The sequence below is a fragment of the Bacillus sp. JZ39 genome (genome assembly GCF_053903145.1).
The window spans coordinates 2,158,126-2,179,448 of the sequence record NZ_CP096389.1; the positions used below are offsets into that span (position 1 = coordinate 2,158,126).

Genomic DNA, 21,323 nt, shown 5'->3' on the forward strand with positions numbered 1-21,323 from the left:
CATGCTTCTATCATTTAAAAAAGCTGGTAAATCCCTTTATTAAAGATCCGACCTGATTCATTGCACTCATTACTTGACCTGTCGTATCCATCATTTTATTAAAATCAAATTGCCCATTGGCTTTTTTGAACTGCGACATAATGCTTTGAAATGGCGAAGGCTGCTGTTGATTAGGCCTTGGGATAGGATAAGGGTTAGAAAATACAGGCGGCTGCATAGGCATAGGCTGAATCGGAGCATAAGGCTGATAATAATCCTGCTGTCCATAATGCTGCTGAGGCAGTTGTTGCTCTAAATAACCGGGTGCAGCCTGCTGATAATATCCTTGCATTTGCTGAGAATAATAATAGCCCATTTGCCGAGGATAGCTTCGAGAGCTCCCGTTCATTGCGATTCCCCCTAAACACAACATATTTCTCTTCTATATATGTATGAATGACTTCTATTGTTTGTGTCACAAGTGATGATTAGCATTTGTCAAATTGTGTCGAAAGTTTAAATTTTTTAAAAACAGAAAAAAGTCGAATCATTATGGTACCATATTTTCAATACAGATGAGAGGGGATGCACCATAATGAACGTATCATACTTAAGCAAACGTTTTGCAGAAATGAAGAAATATGAAACAGACTGTATGAATAAACTGATGGACTTTGCCAAGTTCCTCTATATTCAAGGACATCTCAGCATAACTGAGTTTCGTAACAGTATGAAGGTTCTCGAAGCAAATGGAGCAGAAAGCCCGGCATATGAGATGAATTAACGTCCGGCCCCCTATAAAAACGAAAAGAAGACAGCCTTTTACCGGCTGTCTTCTCTTGCAATTTCATCCTTTACTGCGTGCAATGTATAAAGGACTGACTCAGTGATGTCCTTGAACCGTTTTTTATGAATATGATGAACATATGATTGAAGGACCAATTCCAGGAAATTATCCTTTACGGCCTCAATTTGCTCTTTATGCACATATTTTGGCCGGCGGACTTTTATCAATTCTAGAGCACCCTCTGCCCAGCGAGCCGCCAGTTCATCATTCTCTTCAACTGCAGGCTTTATCGTCTCAAAAAAATCATAAGAATGATTACTGTTTTTTCCTTCCTGATACCGATCAGCGCCTTTTTCAGCAACTTCAATCATTTGCTCGGTCATTTCCAGCAATGTTTGTGATAACAATACCTTTCACCTCAATGCCTATCGTACCAAATTTCACTCGCAAATTCAGCCGATGCGGTATACCTTCTCAAACGCATACCTGTGTTCAGGCGATTGATACAGCTCATTTATACAAATATGAAGATCTATGATTTCTTCTTCCAGCACACTCAGGCGATCGTTTTCCGTTTCCCGCATCTCAGCCTCTAATGCATTTACAGAATGATTCAGGCTTTGCTCAGCTCGCGTTAATTCATCTTCTATATCAGAAAGCATACGGAGAATATCTGTCTTGCTAACATAACCGGACATTCGTGTACCTCCCTTTCCTCGTCTCTCCCGGTTAACATTCTTTGCTCTCAAGGCTCTTTCCTTCCTCATGACAAAACTAGAAGCAAATCGCCAAACAAACAGGTATTCCACGAAAAGCTGAAGTTTTCGACAAAAACACCCGCAAAAATTGTATGATCCTCCTCGTTAATGCAAACGATACTTGTGAGGAGGTGCCGTATGAAAACAAGACCGAAAAAAGCCGGCCAGCAAAAAAAGACTGAATCAAAGGCAATCGATTCTTTAGATAAAAAATTAGGCGGCCCAAACCGCCCTTCTACGTAAGAAGCAAGGAATTTCCTTGCTTCTTTATTTTTTCAGCCACTGCTCCACCGCAAAAAGCGCATGAAGCTGGCGCTTTTTATGTAAATACCAGTCTGTCAATTCAATCTGCTTCGGCAATTCCTCGCGCCTAAAGAACGTTTTCTTTATCTTTCCATGAAACCAATCTGTTTTCGTTCCGTCTAATGAGTGGATTAACTCAGGGTAGCATGTCCTTAGCATAGGAGATGTTCTTTTTGTAATCCCGATTATCTTTTCCATATCAAAACGGGAACCTGTGTGCGGCACTGTGTGCAAAAAGTGATAAAAAGAGGAGAACAATTCTGGCTTGAACAGCAATTGAGACAGCTGCTTTCCCAGCCTTATCCTTTCCTCCGCCTTTGAAAAGCGTTTCACTGAAATGCCGTAAAGAAACCCATTTGAGGAAGGAAAAATAACGGTGTTAAAATGTAACCAATCACTTAAATAAAAAGGAATCGTGTCAAAAACATTCTTTTTAAACGAAGGATTTTGTATAATAGGTGTTTGGATAGTGTTTTGTTCATTTATAATGAGGGCATACATTAGCCGCTCCGTATTTCGCTCATGCCAAAAACGGGTCCATTCTTCCGTCATAAATTGTGAGACGCCAAACACATGCAGCAGATGAAACAGCGGTTTCCCGACTCTTTTTGACCATTGGTATAATAGAAGCTGCGGATAGGCATCCGAAAATATAAGCCAGTTCGCTCTTTCATAGGCTAAAAAGAACCATTTTTGCTGTCTCTCACGGAGTCCAAGCTGAAACAGACTGCCTTTTAAGTCAGTCATTGACCAGCCGGCATTACGAGAAACGAAAGAAGCCAAAAGCGACCATTTGATTTCCGGATGACGGTCGTAAAATGCTTTATAAGCATTTGTTCTTGAAATGTTATCCGCGTTTTTTATTTTTGTCTGCCGCTCAATTCGGCTCAGAAGCTTTCTGATGGTCTGTTGTTCTTGCACGTTCATTCACTTCCGTCATGATTAGTTTAATAAGGAGGATGAGAAAGTGATTCGGTATCCTAACGGAAAAACATTTCAGCCGAAACATTCGGTTTCATCCCAAAACAGTCAGAAAAGGGCCCCGTCTTACAGTAATCGCGGAATGACCCTCGAAGATGACTTAAACGAAACGAATAAGTATTATCTGACAAACCAAATTGCCGTTATACACAAAAAGCCGACACCTGTTCAAATTGTAAATGTCCATTATCCAAAAAGAAGTGCCGCAGTGATTAAAGAAGCTTACTTTAAACAATCATCGACAACAGACTACAATGGGATTTACAAAGGGCGGTATATTGATTTTGAGGCGAAAGAAACGAAAAACAAGACCTCTTTCCCCCTGCAGAATTTTCATGACCATCAAATCGAGCATATGAAGCAGGTAAAGGCTCAAGACGGTATTTGTTTTGTTATTATATCCGCTTTCGACCAGGTTTATTTTTTGGAAGCCGATAAGCTGTTTTATTTCTGGGACAGAAAAGAAAAAAACGGCAGAAAATCAATTCGAAAAGATGAGTTGGAAGAAACAGCTTATCCGATTTCTCTTGGATACGCACCCAGAATTGATTATATTAGTATTATTGAACAGCTTTATTTTTCGCCATCATCTGGTGCGAAAGGTTGATTAACGAAAGGTTGAGATGTTATGTCAGATCAATTTAACAGCCGTGAAGCTCGACGAAAAGCGAACAGCAAGTCGAGTCCTTCACCGAAAAAAGGCAAGAAACGAAAAAAGGGCGGATTGTTTAAAAAGACCCTTTTCACTTTACTCATTCTGTTTGTTTTAGGCGTAGTCGGCGGTGCTGTTACATTTGCCGTCATGGTTTCTGATGCGCCGTCCCTTGATGAAAGCAAATTGAAGACGCCTTATTCATCAACGATTTATGATAAAAATGGAAAAGAGATCGCCGAAGTCGGCGCCGAAAAACGGACCTATGTCTCGATAGATGAAATTCCCGATGTTGTAAAAGAAGCCTTTATCGCGACAGAAGACGCTCGTTTTTATGAGCACCACGGGATTGACCCTGTCCGTATCGGCGGTGCTTTAGTTGCCAACTTTAAAGACGGCTTCGGGGCTGAAGGCGGAAGTACGATCACCCAGCAGGTCGTCAAAAACTCCCTTCTTTCACATCAGAAGACGTTGAAACGGAAGGTGCAGGAAGTATGGCTTTCGATTCAGCTGGAGCGCAATTACTCTAAAGATGAAATTTTAGAAATGTATTTAAACCGGATTTATTTTTCTCCTAGAGCATACGGAATCGGAAAAGCGGCGGAAGAATTTTTCGGCGTTACAGATTTAAGCAAATTGACTGTCGAACAGGCTGCGACTCTTGCAGGAATGCCGCAAAGCCCGACAGCGTACAATCCCGTTAAAAACCCGGATAAAGCGGAAAAACGACGGAACATCGTACTCAGTCTGATGAAAAAACAAGGATTTATTTCTGATTCTCAATATAACAAAGCGAAAAAAGTGGCAGTGAAAGACGAAGGCGTCGTGTCACAGAAGGAATATGAAAAAGCAAGTACAAACAAATACAGCGCATTTGTTGAAGAGGTTATGAAGGAAATTGATGAAAAATCTGATGTCGATCCATCTGCTGACGGATTAAAGATCTATACGACATTAGATACAAAAGCACAAGATAAACTAGATGAATTAATGGACGGAGACACCGTCGGATTTACTGAAGGCATGCAGGGCGGCGTTACCCTTCTTGATACGAAAACCGGAGAAGTGCGGGCGATTGGCGCCGGAAGAGATTCTACGGTTGGTGGCTATAATTACGCGACCCAAGCTAAGCGACAGCCTGGATCTACCATTAAACCTATTCTCGACTACGGTCCAGTTATTGAAAATAAAAAATGGTCAACTTACGAGCAAATTGATGACTCAGCTTACACTTATTCAGATGGAACACCTATTCGAGACTTTGACCGCAGATATAAAGGACCAATGTCTATGCGTGAAGCACTAGCACAATCTCGTAATATTCCGGCTTTAAAAGCATTCCAAGCAGTCGGAAAAGATGCGGCGGTAGACTTTGCCAATGGACTTGGGCTGGGATTAGATAAAGACACTGTATATGAATCCTACTCTATTGGAGGATTCGGAAAAGGGAATGTTGGTGTCTCTTCACTGACAATGGCAGGAGCATACAGCGCCTTCGGAAATAACGGAACATATAATGAACCGCATTTTGTAAAGTCTATTGAATTTAACGATGGCACAAAGCTTGATTTAACACCAAAATCAAAGTCAGCAATGAGCGACTATACTGCGTTTATGATTACAGATATGCTGAAAACAGCTGTTAAAACAGGTACTGGACAGCTTGCACAAGTACCCGGTGTAGAAGTAGCAGGAAAAACAGGGACGACCAACTTTGAAGAAAGTGAAATCCAAAGGTACAATATCGCAAGCGACGGTGCCCGAGATTCTTGGTTTGTCGGCTACACACCGCAATATACAGCAGCCGTCTGGACGGGTATGGGAGAAAACGAAGCTGGAAAGAAATCTCTTTCAACTGAAGAACAAAAAGTTGCAAAGCGCATCTTCGCCCAGCTCATTGCCGATGTCGATGACGGAAGCGGATCATTTGAGAAGCCTGACAGCGTAGTGGAAGCCACCGTAGAAAAAGGTTCTAATCCGGCAAAACTGGCAGGGCCAAATACGCCAAGCGATAAGAAGCTCACAGAGTACTTTGTTAAAGGCACAGCTCCTTCTACTGTTTCTAAAACATATGAGAAAGAAGAAAAAGAGGAAACAGCTAAACTGTCTGGTTTAAACGTGAAATACGATAAAGACAATCAATCTTTAACGTTAAGCTGGAATTATGACGGAGATGCGACCTTTGCTGTTAAGCAATCTGTTGACGGCAGCAGCTACTCGGAAATTCAAAACAGCTCTGCAAAAGAGGCAGTCATTTCGGGTGTGCAGCCAGGATCTGTGTACAAATTCGAGGTAACAGCCGTCAGTGATGATGGCAAAAGTACAGCTTCCACATCTTATGAGGTGCCAAAAGCTGAAGACGATGAAGATAAAAAAGACCAGCAACAAACGGATGATGAAAAACAAGATGATGAGAAGACTCAGGATGATACCCAAACTGATGATTCTCAAAAAGATGACGGTCAGACGGATCAAGATCAGACAGATGATTCAACAAACGATCAAGACAAAAAACAAGACAATACGAACACCAATCCGTCCGACAACAATAACCAAGACCAATCAAACGATAACGATAACGACAACAGTAACAACCAGGATACGTCGGATGGTGATTCGAACTCTGGTAAGAATGATTCAACAGGTTCTGACACGAATAAAAATAAAACAGACACATCTAATAAAACACAAACAAACTCATCATCAATTGGAAAAACAAATTAACCAAAAAAGCCGTCACCTTTGGGGTGATGGCTTTTTTGGTACACAATAAAAAACCTCCCGTTTTAACAGGAGGTTTTATCGATTCATCGCATAATATTTATAAAAATGCTTTTTCATTTCGGTAATCAGCTCGTCAAGCTGAATAAAGCAATGGTATTGGGTCGGCTTAAGAAGAATAAATTCCACTCGTTCAGCCCAATTAATCGGCTTTGCGGGATATGATTTCTCTCTCAGTTCTTGCCAATCGAGCGATTTCACCGGCTCACCTGCTGTCCAATGTAACGAAGCCAGCAAACACACAATGCCCTTTAACATTTCGTTTTGGTCACATCTCGATTTTCGTGTTTGAAAGACTGGAAGAAGTGATGCTTTGATGTCATCCCACACTTCAAATAAAAGCGGAACATTCTTGCCGCTGTCCTCCCATGGCAAATCGCCTTGTAATTCCGTGCAGAAATCAAAATACACGGGATTGGTCTGCAAGGTTTTCTTCATATCCGAGGAACTCTTCTGGTCAAGACTGCGCAAGTATTGCTCATAGGAAGCCAACACTTCTTTTGCTTGCGTCATCGTTTCACCAGTCCTTTTTTATCCCTCTTCTGCCCTTCTCTGCACAAAGAAAGCAGCGGACACTCCGCACAGCGCGGAGATTGGGCTTTACAGTGATATCTGCCGAAGAAAATAAGCCGGTGATGCGTAACGGACCAGTCTTCTTTGGGAACCTTGCGCATCAGCGTCTTTTCAACTTCCAGAACCGAGTCCTTCCACCGGCAAATGCCCAATCGTTTGCTGACTCTCTCCACATGGGTATCTACGGCAATGGCCGGCACGCCAAACGCAACGGATACCACTACGTTTGCAGTCTTTCTCCCGACCCCTGGCAGTTTGACAAGCTCATCGCGGTCTCTCGGCACTTCTCCGCCGTAATCTTCAATAATCATTTTACTCAGTTTTTGAATATTTTTCGCTTTATTACGATATAAACCGATTGATTTAATATCCTGCTGAAGCTCTTCCAGCGGAACAGCCAAATAGTCTTCCGGCCGTTTATATTTTTGGAATAATGTTTTGGTCACTCTGTTTACAAGTGCATCTGTACATTGCGCAGATAAAGCAACAGCCACCACTAATTCAAAAGGATTGGAATGAACCAGTTCACACTCCGCATGAGGAAACATGTCACCTATCTTGTCTAAACAGAATTCAATTTGTTTTAGATTTAACACGATTGTCACCTTTTCACTTTATTGTTCAAGCCAATTGTAAAAAGGAACCTGCCTTTTATACTCTTTTTGCGGTTCATTCTGCTTTGCTTGTACACGCCGGAATTTTTGGCTGTGTATTTTTGCCTGCTCCACAGTTTTAAGCCCGTTTTTCTTCCATTCAAACAAAATCCGGTCAATGTAGCGGAAACTGAGTTTTCCTGATAGTACAGCCTCTTTTAACGCGTGTTTGATCAGTTGTGCGTCATGCTGATCCTGGTCCTGCCAGATCGCCAGCGTTTCACACTCCAAAGGCGATAACGGCCTTGCGAACTCTTCCTCAAAAATGGTATAAAGGCTTTTTTGTTCCCCTTCTGCTTTTCTTTCCTGTGTTTGATTCTGTGCAAGCTGAATATACTCGTACAGTTTCCCCCATAAAGGCTGAAGAGAATATTTCTCAAATTTGATGCCGTTTTGATCCTCGCATTCTTCAATAAACAGAAAGCCTTTTTGAATAAACATCCGCAATCTGTTTGTGCATTCTTCAACAGAAATTGACATACCTTCCTGCAGCTGATTCGGTGTAGGAAAATATGATCCTTTTTCTAAATGCATTTTAATTTTTAACAGCAGAATAAGTTCTATTTCATTAAGCCCAAGCTGTTTATAATGCGTAAGCAGAAGATTGGGGATGGTTGATGTTCCCTGCTCCTGCATATCAATAAATTGCTGTTTTTTCATCGTCACACCTCTTACTGTAAAGGATTGTGATTGCCCCTTTACTGTAAAAAGTCTCCCTTGCAGGAGACTCTTTTTTGTTTCATTTGAATGTATTACGGATACAGACGGTTTAACAGTCTTGGGAACGGAATCGTTTCACGAACGTGAGGCGCTCCGCTGATCCAAGCTACTGTCCGCTCTAATCCAAGGCCGAAGCCGGAATGAGGAACTGATCCATATTTTCTAAGTTCAGCATACCATTTATATGCGTCAGAATCCAGTCCATGTTCTTTAAGACGCGATTCCAAAAGTTCCATATCGTGAATCCGTTCAGACCCGCCGATGATTTCTCCATAGCCTTCCGGCGCAATCAAGTCAGCGCAAAGCACAACGTCCTCACGGTCAGAAGCCGGCTGCATATAGAACGGTTTTAAGGACGTCGGATAGCGAGTGATGAATACCGGTTTGTCATAATGTTCAGCAATCGCTGTTTCATGAGGCGCTCCGAAATCATCTCCCCACTCGATATCGTCAAAGCCTTTTTCTTTCAGAAATTCAATCGCTTCATCATACGTGATTCTTGGGAACGGGGCTTTGATTTGCTCAAGTTTTGACGTGTCTCTTCCCAATGTGTTTAATTCAATTTTACAATTCTTAAGAACTGATTGTACGATGAAAGAAACGTAATTTTCCTGTACTTGAAGGTTTTCTTCAAATTCTACAAACGCCATTTCCGGTTCGATCATCCAGAATTCGATTAAGTGACGTTTTGTTTTAGACTTTTCCGCTCTGAATGTCGGTCCGAAAGAGAATACTTTTCCTAAAGCCATTGCCGCAGCTTCCATGTAGAGCTGGCCGCTTTGAGACAGATACGCATCTTCATCAAAGTACTTTGTCGCAAAGAGTTCTGTTGTACCTTCAGGTGCGCTTCCAGTCAAAATCGGCGGATCCACTTTTACGAAGCCTTCGTTATTAAAGAATTCGTAAGTCGCGCGAATGATTTCATTACGGATTTTCATGATCGCATGCTGGCGCTTTGAACGCAGCCATAAATGTCTGTGATCCATCAAAAATTCCGTTCCGTGTTCTTTTGGTGTAATTGGATAATCGGTCGCTTCGTGAATGACTTCAATATCTGTCACAGCAAGTTCATATCCAAGCGGAGAACGCTCGTCCTCTTTGACAATCCCTTTTATATAGAGCGACGTTTCCTGCGTCACTGATTTAGCTGTTTGGAAAATGCTTTCTTCCACTTCCGCTTTTACTACGACACCCTGAATAAAACCGGTACCGTCCCGAAGCTGTAAAAACGCAATTTTCCCGCTTGAACGCTTATTAGCGACCCAAGCTCCGATCGTTACTTCCTCACCTACGTGCTTGTACACTTGGTTGATTGTTGTTTTCAACATATTTCCCTCCAAAACAAGAAAGACATTCGGAAGCTCATTGCCCCGCGAACTCTTTTATCATCACTTTATTATACCCGCTCTTAACTAACCGGGTCAATGCAGATAAAAAGCGGCTTTTCTGTCAGCCGCTTTTTGATCTGTTAGCTATGTTTTTCTACAAAACGCTTGATTCTTTCAATGGCTTTTTCAAGAAGATCTAACGATGTTGCATAAGAAAGACGGACATTCTCAGGAGAGCCAAATCCGGATCCTGGAACAATCGCAACTTTTTCCTCCTCGAGAAGCGCTTTAACAAATTCATCTACATCTTTGAAACCGCAAGATTGAGCTGCCTCTTTTGCATTTGGGAACAAGTAAAAAGCACCTTCCGGCTTCACACAGCTGAACCCTGGGATTTCTATGAGCTTTGCATAGATCGTATTTAATCTATGTTCAAATGCTTCTCTCATTTCTTCCAATGGCTCAGAAGGCCCGTTATAAGCAGCAATCGCTCCGTATTGTGCGATTGATGTCGGGTTTGACGTGCTGTGGCTTGCAAGGTTCGTCATCGCTTTAATAATGTCTTCAGAGCCTGCCGCATAACCGATTCTCCAGCCTGTCATGCTGTGGGACTTCGATACGCCGTTTATAATGACCGTTTGCTCTTTCAGTCTGTCTGACAGCTGTGCAATGGAAACATGTTTCTTTCCGCCGTATGTAAGTTTTTCATAAATTTCATCTGACACAATCAAGATATCATGTTCAAGGCACACTTCACCGAGCGCAGATAGTTCTTCTTCCGTATACATGACACCAGTCGGGTTGCTTGGAGAGTTAATAACGATTGCTTTTGTTTTTTCCGTAATTGCATTTTTCAGCTGCTCAGGCGAAATTTTGAAGTGATTTTCCTCAAGCCCTTCTACATAAACAGGCTTTCCGCCAGCGAGTTTCACCTGCTCCGGGTAGCTTACCCAGTAAGGCGTTGGAATAATAACTTCATCTTCTTCATCCAAAATCACTTGGAAAAGGGTATACAGAGCATGTTTGGCACCAGTGCAGACAATAATTTGAGACGGTTTGTATTCAATATTCTGGTCGCGTTTAAATTTCTCTGCAATGCTGTTTTTCAGTTCAGCCAAACCACCGGAAGGCGTGTATTTCGTATGGCCCTCGTTCATCGAACGCACAGCGGCATCAATAATATGCTGCGGTGTATTGAAGTCAGGTTCGCCTGCTCCTAAGCCGATGACATCATGGCCTGCGGCTTTCAGTTCTTTCGCTTTCGCTGTGATTGCCAGTGTGGTTGATGGTGTTAATGCGGATACTCTTTTTGCCAGTTTCAACTTGAACTCCCCCTAATTCGTCTTAAGGCGTGATATTTTTGAGAATCTTTCCAGTTGTAAAGTCCACATAACTTAAACTGTATTGCCCTTCTTTGTTTAAGTACGTCACTTCCCAAAGCAGGACGTTTCCTTCTCTTGCCAGATGAACCTCTTTTTGCTTTGAAACCAGCCCTTCACCCTTTATGATTTTCGCCGCTTTGTCTTCAGAGATTCCCTCTTTCGCTTCTTTTGAGAGAATTTTTGCTTTTTTATCAGCAGGAACCCAGACATATAATGCAGTGCCTTTTTTATCCGTTCCCTTTACAACATAATATTTTTCTTTTCCGACAAATGTTTCGACTTGATCAACATGGGCGAGATCGGTTTCTTTTTTAGCTTCAGCAGCTGCTGCTTCGTGCCCCTCTTCCTTTTGTGCCATGGCTGATTTATAAATGCTTGCCGAGACAAGAAGTACTGCTAAAAAAATAATACCAAAAATGACGGTAAATATTAATGCTTTTTTTCTCATCTTCTCACCTACGTACGATAAATGGTAAAAACGGCTTGGTTTTTGTTTTCTTCATCCAGCGCAAGGCCGAACATCAGATTTTCTCTTTTCAGTGTACGATTCAATGTGTCCACAATTTTATACAGATCATCAGAATGCTCTACATTAATTGTTGAAAGAATTTCGATTTTACTTTCCATTTTTTCATCCTCCAGTTTGAACAAATATTGTTAGTCATACTCCATTTCAGGACACGCCATACTAGTATCACAGAGCGGGAAATCCGCTTTTAAATAAAACACCATCCTACTCCCACACCGCAAAAGCCGCTTTATGCGGCTTTTATTCTTTTTCCCCTGCAACATAAGCTTCAAGCTCGCTGTCAGTCATTTCGGATACTGAGGTTGTCGGCAAGGCATCAAGAAACAGCCGGCCGTAACCAGCGGTTTTAATCCGTCTGTCCAATATCATAATCGTTCCCTTGTCTCCCGCAGAACGCAGCAAGCGTCCGATTCCTTGCCTGAAGGTCAGCACAGCTTCCGGTAATGACACTGTTTGAAACGGATTCTTTCCTTTTTTGCGGGCAAGCTCACATTTTGCAGCATGAAGCGGGTGATCAGGGGACCGGAATGGGAGCCTCACGATCATTACTGTCGTCAGCTCATCACCAGGGAAATCAACGCCTTCCCAAAAATGATTTGTTCCGAGCAGGATCGCCTGATTGGATGTTTTAAAAGTCTTCATCAGCTTGCCGGGACTTCCGCCTGTAATCCCTTGTGCCAAGAGCTGAATGCCGGAAGCACTCATGTTATGCTTAAGCTCCTGGTGAACCTTTTTCAACATATCATGGGATGTAAACAGCACAAGAATTTTAGGCTGTTTTTCCTTTGCCATCAGTTCGATATAACGGGCTGTATCCTGTATAAATTCAGGTTGTCCTGTATCCTGAATTGATTTCATTTCCTTTGGAATCATCACCTGCATACGCTCATCGTAAGAAAAAGGTGATTCAATTCTCATTGTCCGCGGGAAAAAGTCACTCAGTCCCAGTCGTTCAATCATAAATTGAAAAGAACCTTCGACTGTAAGAGTTGCAGATGTCAGCACCACACTATTTTTGCGCGCGAAAAACTGATCAGCCAGAAGTTCACCAGGTTCAAGAGGCTGTGCGTAAATGGCCACTGCATTTTTCGCACCCTTTGCATCTATTTCAATCCAAACCGCTTCATCGTCATCAGACCCAAAGAAGAGCTTCTGCAACGTCTGACAGTAATGCTGCAAGCCTTTCATGCTTCTTTGGTATTCATCGGCTAAAAAGACGGTTTTGCTCTTCATACCCTTCAAATGTTTTTCCATAAGGGATGACTGCGCCTCAAAAAGCTGCTGCAAATGTGTCAGCATGGAACAAAGCCTCTCCGCACCATCTGTTAAGATCGACCAGCTTTTATCCTGGCTTTCTTTGTTCACCTTAAACACTAGACGGTTTAAGTCTTCTTTAGGTTTTCTTCGTTTGACAAAAGAATGTACAGAGCTGAAGAAAGCATCACTTTCTGCTTGAACGTGCTGAAGCCACTCTTCCAATTCGAAAAATGAATCAACCGGCAGGCTGTTTCGCTGGAATAGCTGTCTCATCTTTTTTAGAAGTCCCTGCTCCTTCAGAGTGCCGATTCTGCTCAATTTCGTATGCAATTCTATGTACGTGGCTCTTTTCCCTAAATGTTCGCTTGCCGCACGTTCAAAATGGTGTGCTTCATCAATAATAAATGTGCCGCTTTCGGGAAGCCTTTTTTTCTGGCTGCCTTCATCGGTCAGCAAAAGAGAATGATTGGTGATCACCAAATCGGAACGCATAGCAATCTGTTTGGCCCGCTCGTAAAAACCGATCACATGCTCACTGCGACTTCTTTTATAGGAGTCATCGTCATAAGCCAATCTGTCCCACAGCAATTTTCCGCCTGAAGGCAAATTCAGTTCCGCTACATCTCCTGTATTTGTCTCTGTCAGCCAAACGAGAAGCTGTGCCTTTGTCAGTACGGCATCATAATTATCATCTTCTTCATGAAGCACCTGCTCAAATTTATACAGGCATAAATAATGCGATTGCCCTTTTAAAATCGCCGCTGTTACCGGAAATGGAAACAGATCTTGGACAATCGGCAAATCCTTTGTGAGAATCTGCTGCTGTAAAAGCGTCGAATACGTGCTGATTATGACCGGCTTTTTTGATTTCTTGGCAAAAAGCGCAGCCGGAATAAGATAGCCAATCGTTTTTCCGATGCCTGGAGGAGCTTCAATCAGCGCATGCTCACGATTGGCAAACGCATCAGCCACCTCTCTCATCATCATCATTTGGCCGTCTCTTTTTTCATACCCAGGCATTAACTCTGACAGCGCTTTTTCATTTCCCGCTTCCCAGCTTTCGATCTCAAATGAGAAGTTCTCGTCCTCATTTATACGAACATCGATAGCTTCAGGTTCTCTGACAGAAAACGAAGAAAAGCGCGTATAGCCCGGTATCTCGGTATGTCTGTTTTCATTAATGAACATATCCAACAAATGCGTCAGATCACTGATGAAATGCTGCGAAAGCCTTCTTAACTGCTTTAATGTCGGATAAGGAAGCTGCCGCAGCTTTTCAAGGATTTCCAAAAAAATAAGCCCTGTCACTTCAGCATCGCTGTCAGCCCGGTGCGGCTGATCATGCCGCAGCTGAAGCTCCTCGCTTAATTCCGTCAGCTTATACCCTTCAAATCCCGGAAAAACAATACGTGAGAGCTCGACAGTATCAAGCACTTCACAATCTGGGAGCTGAAAGCCCGCCTTATGTAGCTCATACTTGACAAATCCAAGGTCAAAATGGATATTGTGTGCGACAAAATAAGCGCCGTCAAGCAATTGGAATACTTCTTCAGCAACTGCTTCAAATGGCTGTTCATTCTCGACCATTTGATTAGAGATTCCAGTAAGCTGCTCAATAAAAGCAGGGATTGATTTATTTGGATTAATGTATTTTGAAAACCGCTCAGTAATTTGTCCATTTTCGATTACAACCGCTGCGATTTGTATGATTTTATCGCCTTTCTTCGGCGAATTCCCTGTTGTCTCTACATCTATAACAACGAACCGTTGCTTATTCATTAAAATGGACACCTCAATTCTTGCATACGACAAAAGTGTAACACGTTTTGTACGGAAATGGAGCGGCAAAACCGTTTTACTCTCAAAATCTTAAAAGAAAACCCCCGATAAAGGGGGCTTTTCTTCTACAAAATTGTACGGGCTGGTTCGTTCCCCAGCATTTGTTCAATTTTGTTTTGATCATTCAGAACAGCCACTTTCGGCTCGTGGCTTGCCGCTTCTTGATCAGACATCATTTTGTAGGAAATAATAATGACCTTATCTCCTTCCTGCACAAGGCGTGCGGCTGCACCGTTTAAGCATATGACGCCGCTTCCCCGTTTACCAGGAATAATATACGTTTCAAGACGTGCTCCATTATTATTATTCACAATTTGTACTTTTTCATTAGGAAGCATTCCCACAGCATCAATGAGATCTTCATCAATTGTAATGCTTCCCACATAGTTCAGGTTTGCTTCCGTAACAGTTGCCCTGTGAAGCTTGCCGCTCATCATTGTTCGATACATATTATATTCTCTCCATTTCTCGAATATCAATAATGATATTATCTATTAAACGCGCTTTTGAAAAAGCAACTGCAACAGCGAGAATCATCTTTCCAGCAATTTCATTCACAGGCTCGAGTTCCGGATAGGAATAAAGCTCTACATAGTCTATGGTTCCGCTAGTCGTTTCAATGATTTCTTTTGCAGCTTTTATCACCGCTTCAGGATCTCTTTCACCGGCTTGGATCAGCTCCGCACTTGTTTGAAGGGCCCGATACAGCTTAGGCGCTTCTTTTCTTTCCTCAGCTGTTAAGTATACATTGCGAGAGCTTTTAGCTAAGCCGTCTTCCTCTCTGACCGTATCGACAGGAACCAATTCAATATCCATGAAGAAGTCACTGATTAACCCATCAACAACAGCTACCTGCTGCGCATCCTTTAAACCGAAATAGGCACGAGTCGGCTTGACTAGGTTGAAAAGCTTCGTCAGTACGATCGCGACCCCGTCAAAATGTCCTTCTCTTGAGCGCCCGCATAACACGTCTGTGCGTCTTTCTACATGAATCGTGACATTCTTTTCACCGGGATACATATCATGAGCATCTGGCGTAAATAAAATATCGACTCCGGCGTTTTCTGCAAGAGCTGCATCCCGCTCAATATCGCGCGGATATGCTTTAAAATCTTCATTAGGGCCGAATTGTGCAGGATTCACAAAAATACTCATAATAACGGCGTCGTTTTCTTGTCTTGCTTTGTCTGCTAAGGTTAGATGGCCCTCATGCAGAAACCCCATCGTCGGGACAAATCCGATTGACTTGCCCTCTGAATGATATTGTTTTATGGCTTCTTTCAACTGTGAAATATCAGTAATCTGTCTCATCTTATTTTCCCCCGTACAAGCCGTCCAGCACTGTCTGGTTCATTTGAAAGGAATGCTTTTGTTCAGGGAAAGCACGATGTCTTACATCCTGAACATATCCGCTGATTGCTGTTTCGATGGTTTCATCAATGCGCGTATATTGCTTTACAAATTTAGGTGTTCTCTCAACACCGTGGCCAATAATATCATGATAAACGAGAACTTGTCCGTCCGCTTTCACACCAGCACCGATTCCAATGACCGGTATGCTTAGCGTCTCGGCAATTTTGGCTGTGAGTTCTGCCGGCACACATTCCAGCACAAGCATCATAGCTCCTGCTTCTTCGCATTTTATACTGTCTTCTATTAATTTTTTGGCGCTTTGTTCGTCTTTGCCCTGTACTTTATAGCCGCCCAGTACGCCGACTGACTGCGGTGTCAAACCTAAGTGACTGACTACTGGAATGCCTCCAAGCGTCAATGCGCGAATGGATTCAAACACGCCTTCTCCGCCCTCAAGCTTCAGTGCGTCAGCTCCGCTTTCCTGAACGATAGCCGCTGCATTTTTCAGCGTATCTTCCTTAGATAGGTGATAAGACATAAACGGCATATCTGTCACAATAAAGGTATTCGGCGCACCCCTTTTAACGGCTTTTGTATGATGAATCATGTCCGCAACTGTCACACCGACAGTTGAATCAAGGCCGAGGACGACCATTCCAAGTGAATCACCGACTAAAATCATGTCAACTCCCGCTTGTTCAGCAAGTTTAGCTGCCGGATAATCATAAGCGGTCAGCATGACAATCGGTTCTTCAGACTCCTTCATTTTTAGAAAATCCAGTTTTGTTTTCATGTTTTCTCCTCCTCATGTTTAGAGGAGATGATCTGCCGTTTTCTTCTGCAAGCCAAAAAACCTTCCGTTACAACGAGAAGGATTCTTCACTTTCTAAAGTTCGGCGAGTTTCATCCCTCTGTCCCAGTCCTTTTTTGGATCAAGGCAGACTGCTGCAATGTCTATCTATTTTAATAATAGGTGCAGTTCGCAGGCGATACTGCCCAATGGAAGTATACCAAAATCAACGGGCTTGTACCAACACATTAGCCCAATTCGATATCGGCAGAATAGATTTTTTTAATGCCTTCGTTCGTTTCTAAAAGCAGAACGCCTTCATCATCTATACCTAACGCCTTCCCGTAAAAGGTTCCGTTTAACGTTCTGGCTCTCATATTAGTGCCAATACCGAGCGCATAGCTTTCCCATAAAAGCTTAATCGGCGTAAATCCGTGCGTCATATAATCCCGGTACCGTTTCTCAAAGCATAGTAAAATATGCTGGATGACGCCGGCCCGATCAATTTTTTCCCCAGCAGCTTGGCTGAGGCTTGTCGCGATGTCCTTCAATTCATCTGGAAAATCATTAGGCTGCTGGTTAACGTTAATGCCGATCCCAATGATCACTGAACGTACGCGGTCTTCTTCAGCCTGCATTTCCGTTAGAATACCGACTGTTTTTTTTCCGTTAATCAAAATATCATTTGGCCATTTAATATCCGTTTGGATGCCTGCTGCCTCTTCTATTCCCTGCACAACAGCTACTGCAGCAAGAAGAGTCAGCTGCGGTGTTTTTTGGAGCGGAATGTCAGGCCGCAAAATCAGGCTCATCCAAACACCGTTTCCTTCTTGAGAATGCCATACCCTAGACATTCGGCCCCTTCCGGCTGTTTGTCTGTCAGCCACCACGAGGGTGCCTTCCGGTGCGTTATTATTCGCGAGCTCATGAGCCGTTTTTTGCGTGCTTGAAAGAACGTCATGGTAAATAAGATGCTGGCCCATCACTTCCGTTTTTAATCCAAAACGAATTTCGCTTTCACTGAGTTTTCCGGGCTTTTTGATGAGCCGATATCCCTTTCTTCTAACGGCTTCTACTTCATAACCCTCTTTCCGAAGCTCTTCAATATGCTTCCACACAGCAGTTCTTGAACAGCCGAGAGCATCACTGATTTTTTGGCCGGAAATAAATTCATTGCCGGCCTGAGAAAATAATTCAATAAGGTCTTTTCTTAATGTTGACCGCATGTCTTCAGCCACTCCTCTATGTGTTTCTTTTGATTGGAGAGCTTCCCTGTCACAACAGCCTGCTCGATCCGCTGTAATTCTTCCGACACCCATTTTCCGGCCGGCTGGTTTCGAAGCGCAAGCAAGTCCTTACCCGTGATATCAAGATCCTTAAGGCTTTTGATCGGCAGGTTTTGATAAGTGTACTGAATGTCCTTCAGTTTCTTTTCATCCAGTTTTTCGTTTTGACGAAGCTGCGATATTTTGGCCGCTGAGAGCAGTGCTTTTTCCCCAGCTCTGTACATTGTCATTGCGTCAAGGCTCTGGCCAAACGTATCGACAATGTGAATGGCTTCCTTGATCACTTTTCCCGGGAGCTTCCAGGCTTTCAGGAAAAGGGGCGCGTCTTTTAAAACTATGCCAAGGTTAATTAAAAGAGCAGCCCAAAGCTCCTCACGGGATGTTAAAGAGAAGAATGGAAACTCACTCGTTGAAATCAGGTTTTCTCGTTTATGATAAAAACCAGGAAGCTCTTCATACAATCTCGTTTGAATGAGCGTTTGAAGCGCCTGGCGAGAAGCTCTTCCCTTCAGCAATTTCTCGAACTCTATAGTTTTTCGTTCGACTGAAACATGGGAGAGGAGTGATTTTTCTTTCGCAATGGCTTCTTCTGTTTCCGGTGAAAGCGTAAAGCCAAGCTGACTCATAAAGCGTACGGCTCTCAGCATACGAAGCGCATCCTCTTGAAATCTATCCTCAGGCTTTCCAACGGTTCGAATCACTTTCTGATCAATATCTTTCTTGCCGCCAAAATAATCAAGCACCTTCCCGTCCGCTGTCATGGCCATCGCATTGATCGTTAAATCTCTTCGTTTTAGATCCTCTTCTAATGATGAGATAAATTGCACTTCTGACGGTCTTCTGAAATCAACATAATCAGATTCAGTTCGGAATGTCGTGACTTCATAGGTTTCATCCTCCCAGAGCACAATAATGGTCCCGTGCTCTTTGCCTACATCAACAGTTCGCTGAAACAGCCGTTCTACTTGATCAGGTGCCGCATCTGTCGCGATATCGACATCTCCGATCGTTCGTTTCATATAGCTGTCACGAACTGCGCCCCCGACAAAATAAGCCTGATGGCCCGCTTCGATTAAGATGCGGAGCACGGGAAGTGCTTTGATAAAAACTTTTTCCATGTGATCACTCCGGTTCTGCTAAATCGCCATAAATCTGTTCATACTGGCTGACAATTTTTTGGGAAGAAAATTCATTTTCAAGCATCTCTATTGCCGCCTTTGTAAAACGATTGCTTAGCTGTTCATCTTCTAAAATGCTCATCGCGCGGGCTGTTGCAGCCGCAACATCACCGACATCCACCAAAAATCCGCTCACATTGTTTTTAATAACCTCAGGGATACCGCCAATGTTTGTTCCGATACAAGGCACTCCGCAAGCCATCGCTTCAAGCAGGACAAGACCGAAGCTTTCTTTTTCAGATAGCAGCAGCTTCAAATCGCTAATAGAATAAAGCTCTTCAACACGGTCTTGATTTCCAAGCATTAAGACTTGGTCTTCCAAGCCATATTTTCTGATAAGCTCGCAGGCTGTCGATTTCTCCGGACCGTCTCCGACTAAAAGCAGCTTCGCTTTCGTTTTGCCAGCGATATTGCGGAACACACGGATGACATCCTGCACGCGTTTAACTTTTCTGAAGTTGGACACATGGATGACGACTTTTTCATCTGGTAAAATTCCATGTTTCTCTTTAATTGCCGCTGTGTTTTTCTTCAGATACACACGCTCGTCTATAAAGTTATAAATCGTTTCAATTTTTTTCTCCGGTTTAATTAAATCGTATGTTTCAGCCGCAAGCGCTGAGGAGACGGCAGTCACCCTGTCTGATGACTCAATGGCAAAACGGATCAGATCTTTTAGAGACGGATCATAACCTAACACCGTGATATCCGTGCCATGCAAAGTGGTAACAATGCCGATATTGCGTTTCAGCATTTGTTTTGCAAGATAGGCGCAAACGGCATGCGGGAGAGCATAGTGAGCATGGATAATGTCTAAATTCTCCCGTTCCGCCACCTCTGCGATTTTGCTTGCCAATGTCAAATCATACGGAGGATACTTAAAAACAGCATATTGATTAACCTCAACTTCATGAAAATGAATATTGGGATGATATGTATTCAGTCTAAACGGAATGCTTGATGTGATGAAATGGATTTCATGTCCCTTTTCAGCAAGCTGCTTCCCCAGTTCTGTCGCAATGATACCTGAGCCTCCAACGCTCGGATAGCATGTGATTCCTATTTTTAGTTTTCTCATTGTTCGCCCCCAAGCACATCATGATCAAGCATCAGCATCCGTTTGGAAAAGAAACCTTCGGCATACTCCACGCCCGCTTCTTTACCGTAAAGCTTTTCTCTCGCTTCAACGATTTCAATATACCCATTCGTCAGAGGAGTAGAAACGGAATCCTTTGACGGGATAAACTGGCTTTTGTAGGCGTTGAGGCTTTGTTTCTTTGCCTCTATTGTATCCGAGATATCAATAACAAAATCCGGCTGATGAAAACCATTTATCATATAATAGTAAACCTTGCTGACTTTATGCGCCGGAAGGCTTTTTTCGTCTTTATATTTATGGATTCCGGCGGAAAAGATCGCTTCTTCCACCAGTGCAGCCGCATTGCCGTGATCCGGATGGCGATCCTTTTTATACGGCATAAAAACCGCTTTTGGCCGACAGGTTCTGATGACAGTGACAATCGACCGAATTGCCTGATCACTCATTATTAGGCCGCGGTCTGGAAGCGTTAGCTGAATTCTTTTATCTGCGCCTAATATGCGGGCTGCTTCAGCTGCTTCTTCTTTACGCAAACTGACCGTACCGTTAGAAGAGAGTTCCGCTTCTGTCAAATCGCATATCATTACTTTTTTTTCCTGTTTGACAAACTTCGCTATTGTGCCGCCCATTCCGATCTCGACATCATCACTGTGGGCACCAAAAGCAAGAACGTCAGCATTATACATTCGGCTCTTCTCCCCGAAGAAGGTCACGGAATTCGAAAACACCTTCATCAAGTGTGCGGACGAGAATTTCCGCAGTACCCATATTTGTGGCGAGCGGAATGGAATACACATCACATAACCGGATTAATGCCGAGACATCCGGTTCATGCGGCTGCGCGGTCAGCGGGTCGCGCAAAAAAATGACAAGATCGAGTGCATTGGCAGCGATCAGTGCACCGATTTGCTGGTCTCCCCCTAAAGGGCCGGATTGAAAACGTTCAATTTTAAGACCTGTCGCCTCTTGAATTTTCAACCCTGTGGTTCCGGTTGCGTATAGATCATGATTCTTTAAAATATCCCGATAGGCAGTCGTAAATTGAACCATATCCTGTTTTTTCTTGTCATGCGCGATCAAAGCAATTTTCATTGT

At 43.1% G+C, this 21,323-nt stretch carries 24 protein-coding genes; 4 read left to right on the top strand and 20 right to left on the bottom strand.

The annotated features are described in order from the left end of the window. Positions 1-10: 10 nt before the first annotated feature. Positions 11-388, bottom strand: coding sequence for a YppG family protein (locus M1D65_RS10895; protein WP_456270571.1), 378 nt, complete (start codon positions 386-388; stop codon positions 11-13). Positions 389-574: 186 nt separating this feature from the next. On the opposite strand from M1D65_RS10895, the gene M1D65_RS10900 reads away from it, so the two are divergent. Beyond that, on the top strand, positions 575-763 hold the full coding sequence (locus M1D65_RS10900; RefSeq protein WP_003230690.1) for a YppF family protein: 189 nt from the start codon (positions 575-577) through the stop codon (positions 761-763). Positions 764-801: 38 nt separating this feature from the next. Here M1D65_RS10900 and M1D65_RS10905 read toward each other — a convergent pair whose 3' ends face one another. Further along, the gene (locus M1D65_RS10905; protein ID WP_003246080.1) at positions 802-1,173 is read right to left on the bottom strand and encodes a YppE family protein; all 372 of its coding nucleotides are present in this window, start codon (positions 1,171-1,173) and stop codon (positions 802-804) included. Positions 1,174-1,218: 45 nt separating this feature from the next. After that, a complete protein-coding gene (locus M1D65_RS10910) occupies positions 1,219-1,464 on the bottom strand; it encodes a DUF5446 family protein (RefSeq protein WP_021481526.1) in 246 nt (81 codons plus the stop codon). Between the two features lie 198 nt (positions 1,465-1,662). Between M1D65_RS10910 and sspM the strand changes: the two genes are divergently transcribed. Beyond that, positions 1,663-1,767, top strand: a complete 105-nt coding sequence (sspM, locus tag M1D65_RS10915) for an acid-soluble spore protein SspM (RefSeq protein ID WP_003225606.1) — start codon at positions 1,663-1,665, stop codon at positions 1,765-1,767. A 24-nt stretch (positions 1,768-1,791) separates the two neighbouring features. Here the strand turns inward: sspM and M1D65_RS10920 are convergent, their stop codons facing one another. After that, positions 1,792-2,754: a DUF2515 domain-containing protein gene (locus M1D65_RS10920; protein WP_021481527.1), complete on the bottom strand. Its 963-nt coding sequence runs from the start codon at positions 2,752-2,754 to the stop codon at positions 1,792-1,794. A gap of 40 nt (positions 2,755-2,794) precedes the next feature. Between M1D65_RS10920 and recU the strand changes: the two genes are divergently transcribed. Further along, a complete protein-coding gene (gene recU, locus M1D65_RS10925; RefSeq protein ID WP_004399067.1) occupies positions 2,795-3,415 on the top strand; it encodes a Holliday junction resolvase RecU in 621 nt (206 codons plus the stop codon). A gap of 21 nt (positions 3,416-3,436) precedes the next feature. Continuing rightward, positions 3,437-6,184 (top strand): PBP1A family penicillin-binding protein, encoded by a 2,748-nt coding sequence (locus M1D65_RS10930; RefSeq protein WP_456270572.1) that lies wholly within the window; start codon positions 3,437-3,439, stop codon positions 6,182-6,184. 75 nt (positions 6,185-6,259) lie between these two features. Here the strand turns inward: M1D65_RS10930 and M1D65_RS10935 are convergent, their stop codons facing one another. The 16 genes from M1D65_RS10935 to mgsA form a co-directional block, all read right to left on the bottom strand. Beyond that, a complete protein-coding gene (locus tag M1D65_RS10935; RefSeq protein WP_032726025.1) occupies positions 6,260-6,754 on the bottom strand; it encodes a YpoC family protein in 495 nt (164 codons plus the stop codon). Next, positions 6,751-7,410 (bottom strand): endonuclease III, encoded by a 660-nt coding sequence (gene nth / locus M1D65_RS10940; protein WP_009967580.1) that lies wholly within the window; start codon positions 7,408-7,410, stop codon positions 6,751-6,753. The genes M1D65_RS10935 and nth overlap by 4 nt, the downstream gene beginning before the upstream one ends. Before the next feature lie 18 nt (positions 7,411-7,428). After that, positions 7,429-8,127: a DNA replication protein DnaD gene (gene dnaD, locus M1D65_RS10945; RefSeq protein WP_456270573.1), complete on the bottom strand. Its 699-nt coding sequence runs from the start codon at positions 8,125-8,127 to the stop codon at positions 7,429-7,431. A gap of 92 nt (positions 8,128-8,219) precedes the next feature. Then, positions 8,220-9,512 (bottom strand): asparagine--tRNA ligase, encoded by a 1,293-nt coding sequence (asnS, locus tag M1D65_RS10950; protein ID WP_004398777.1) that lies wholly within the window; start codon positions 9,510-9,512, stop codon positions 8,220-8,222. A 143-nt stretch (positions 9,513-9,655) separates the two neighbouring features. Continuing rightward, positions 9,656-10,837, bottom strand: a complete 1,182-nt coding sequence (gene aspB, locus M1D65_RS10955) for an aspartate transaminase AspB (RefSeq protein WP_003230667.1) — start codon at positions 10,835-10,837, stop codon at positions 9,656-9,658. Positions 10,838-10,859: 22 nt separating this feature from the next. Further along, complete coding sequence (gene tseB, locus M1D65_RS10960) at positions 10,860-11,345, bottom strand: cell wall elongation/penicillin-binding protein regulator TseB (RefSeq protein WP_120028313.1); 486 nt, start codon at positions 11,343-11,345, stop codon at positions 10,860-10,862. Between the two features lie 8 nt (positions 11,346-11,353). Beyond that, entirely contained in the window at positions 11,354-11,524 is a 171-nt protein-coding gene (locus M1D65_RS10965) for a YpmA family protein (protein WP_015251828.1), read from the bottom strand. A 142-nt stretch (positions 11,525-11,666) separates the two neighbouring features. Beyond that, complete coding sequence (dinG, locus tag M1D65_RS10970; protein WP_103330205.1) at positions 11,667-14,462, bottom strand: ATP-dependent DNA helicase DinG; 2,796 nt, start codon at positions 14,460-14,462, stop codon at positions 11,667-11,669. Positions 14,463-14,587: 125 nt separating this feature from the next. Continuing rightward, entirely contained in the window at positions 14,588-14,971 is a 384-nt protein-coding gene (panD, locus tag M1D65_RS10975; protein ID WP_003225586.1) for an aspartate 1-decarboxylase, read from the bottom strand. A gap of 1 nt (position 14,972) precedes the next feature. Next, positions 14,973-15,833 (bottom strand): pantoate--beta-alanine ligase, encoded by an 861-nt coding sequence (gene panC, locus M1D65_RS10980; RefSeq protein WP_456270574.1) that lies wholly within the window; start codon positions 15,831-15,833, stop codon positions 14,973-14,975. Between the two features lies 1 nt (position 15,834). Beyond that, entirely contained in the window at positions 15,835-16,668 is an 834-nt protein-coding gene (panB, locus tag M1D65_RS10985; protein WP_003230652.1) for a 3-methyl-2-oxobutanoate hydroxymethyltransferase, read from the bottom strand. Between the two features lie 245 nt (positions 16,669-16,913). Next, entirely contained in the window at positions 16,914-17,891 is a 978-nt protein-coding gene (locus tag M1D65_RS10990; protein ID WP_456270575.1) for a biotin--[acetyl-CoA-carboxylase] ligase, read from the bottom strand. Further along, the gene (locus M1D65_RS10995; RefSeq protein ID WP_038828590.1) at positions 17,876-19,069 is read right to left on the bottom strand and encodes a CCA tRNA nucleotidyltransferase; all 1,194 of its coding nucleotides are present in this window, start codon (positions 19,067-19,069) and stop codon (positions 17,876-17,878) included. The genes M1D65_RS10990 and M1D65_RS10995 overlap by 16 nt, the downstream gene beginning before the upstream one ends. A 4-nt stretch (positions 19,070-19,073) precedes the next feature. Next, complete coding sequence (gene bshA, locus M1D65_RS11000) at positions 19,074-20,207, bottom strand: N-acetyl-alpha-D-glucosaminyl L-malate synthase BshA (RefSeq protein WP_021481533.1); 1,134 nt, start codon at positions 20,205-20,207, stop codon at positions 19,074-19,076. Continuing rightward, positions 20,204-20,914, bottom strand: coding sequence for a bacillithiol biosynthesis deacetylase BshB1 (gene bshB1, locus M1D65_RS11005; protein WP_015383958.1), 711 nt, complete (start codon positions 20,912-20,914; stop codon positions 20,204-20,206). The genes bshA and bshB1 overlap by 4 nt, the downstream gene beginning before the upstream one ends. Further along, positions 20,907-21,320 carry a methylglyoxal synthase gene (gene mgsA / locus M1D65_RS11010; protein ID WP_032726032.1) on the bottom strand — a complete coding sequence of 138 codons (414 nt, stop codon included), beginning with the start codon at positions 21,318-21,320 and terminating at the stop codon, positions 20,907-20,909. The genes bshB1 and mgsA overlap by 8 nt, the downstream gene beginning before the upstream one ends. Between the last annotated feature and the right edge of the window lie 3 nt (positions 21,321-21,323).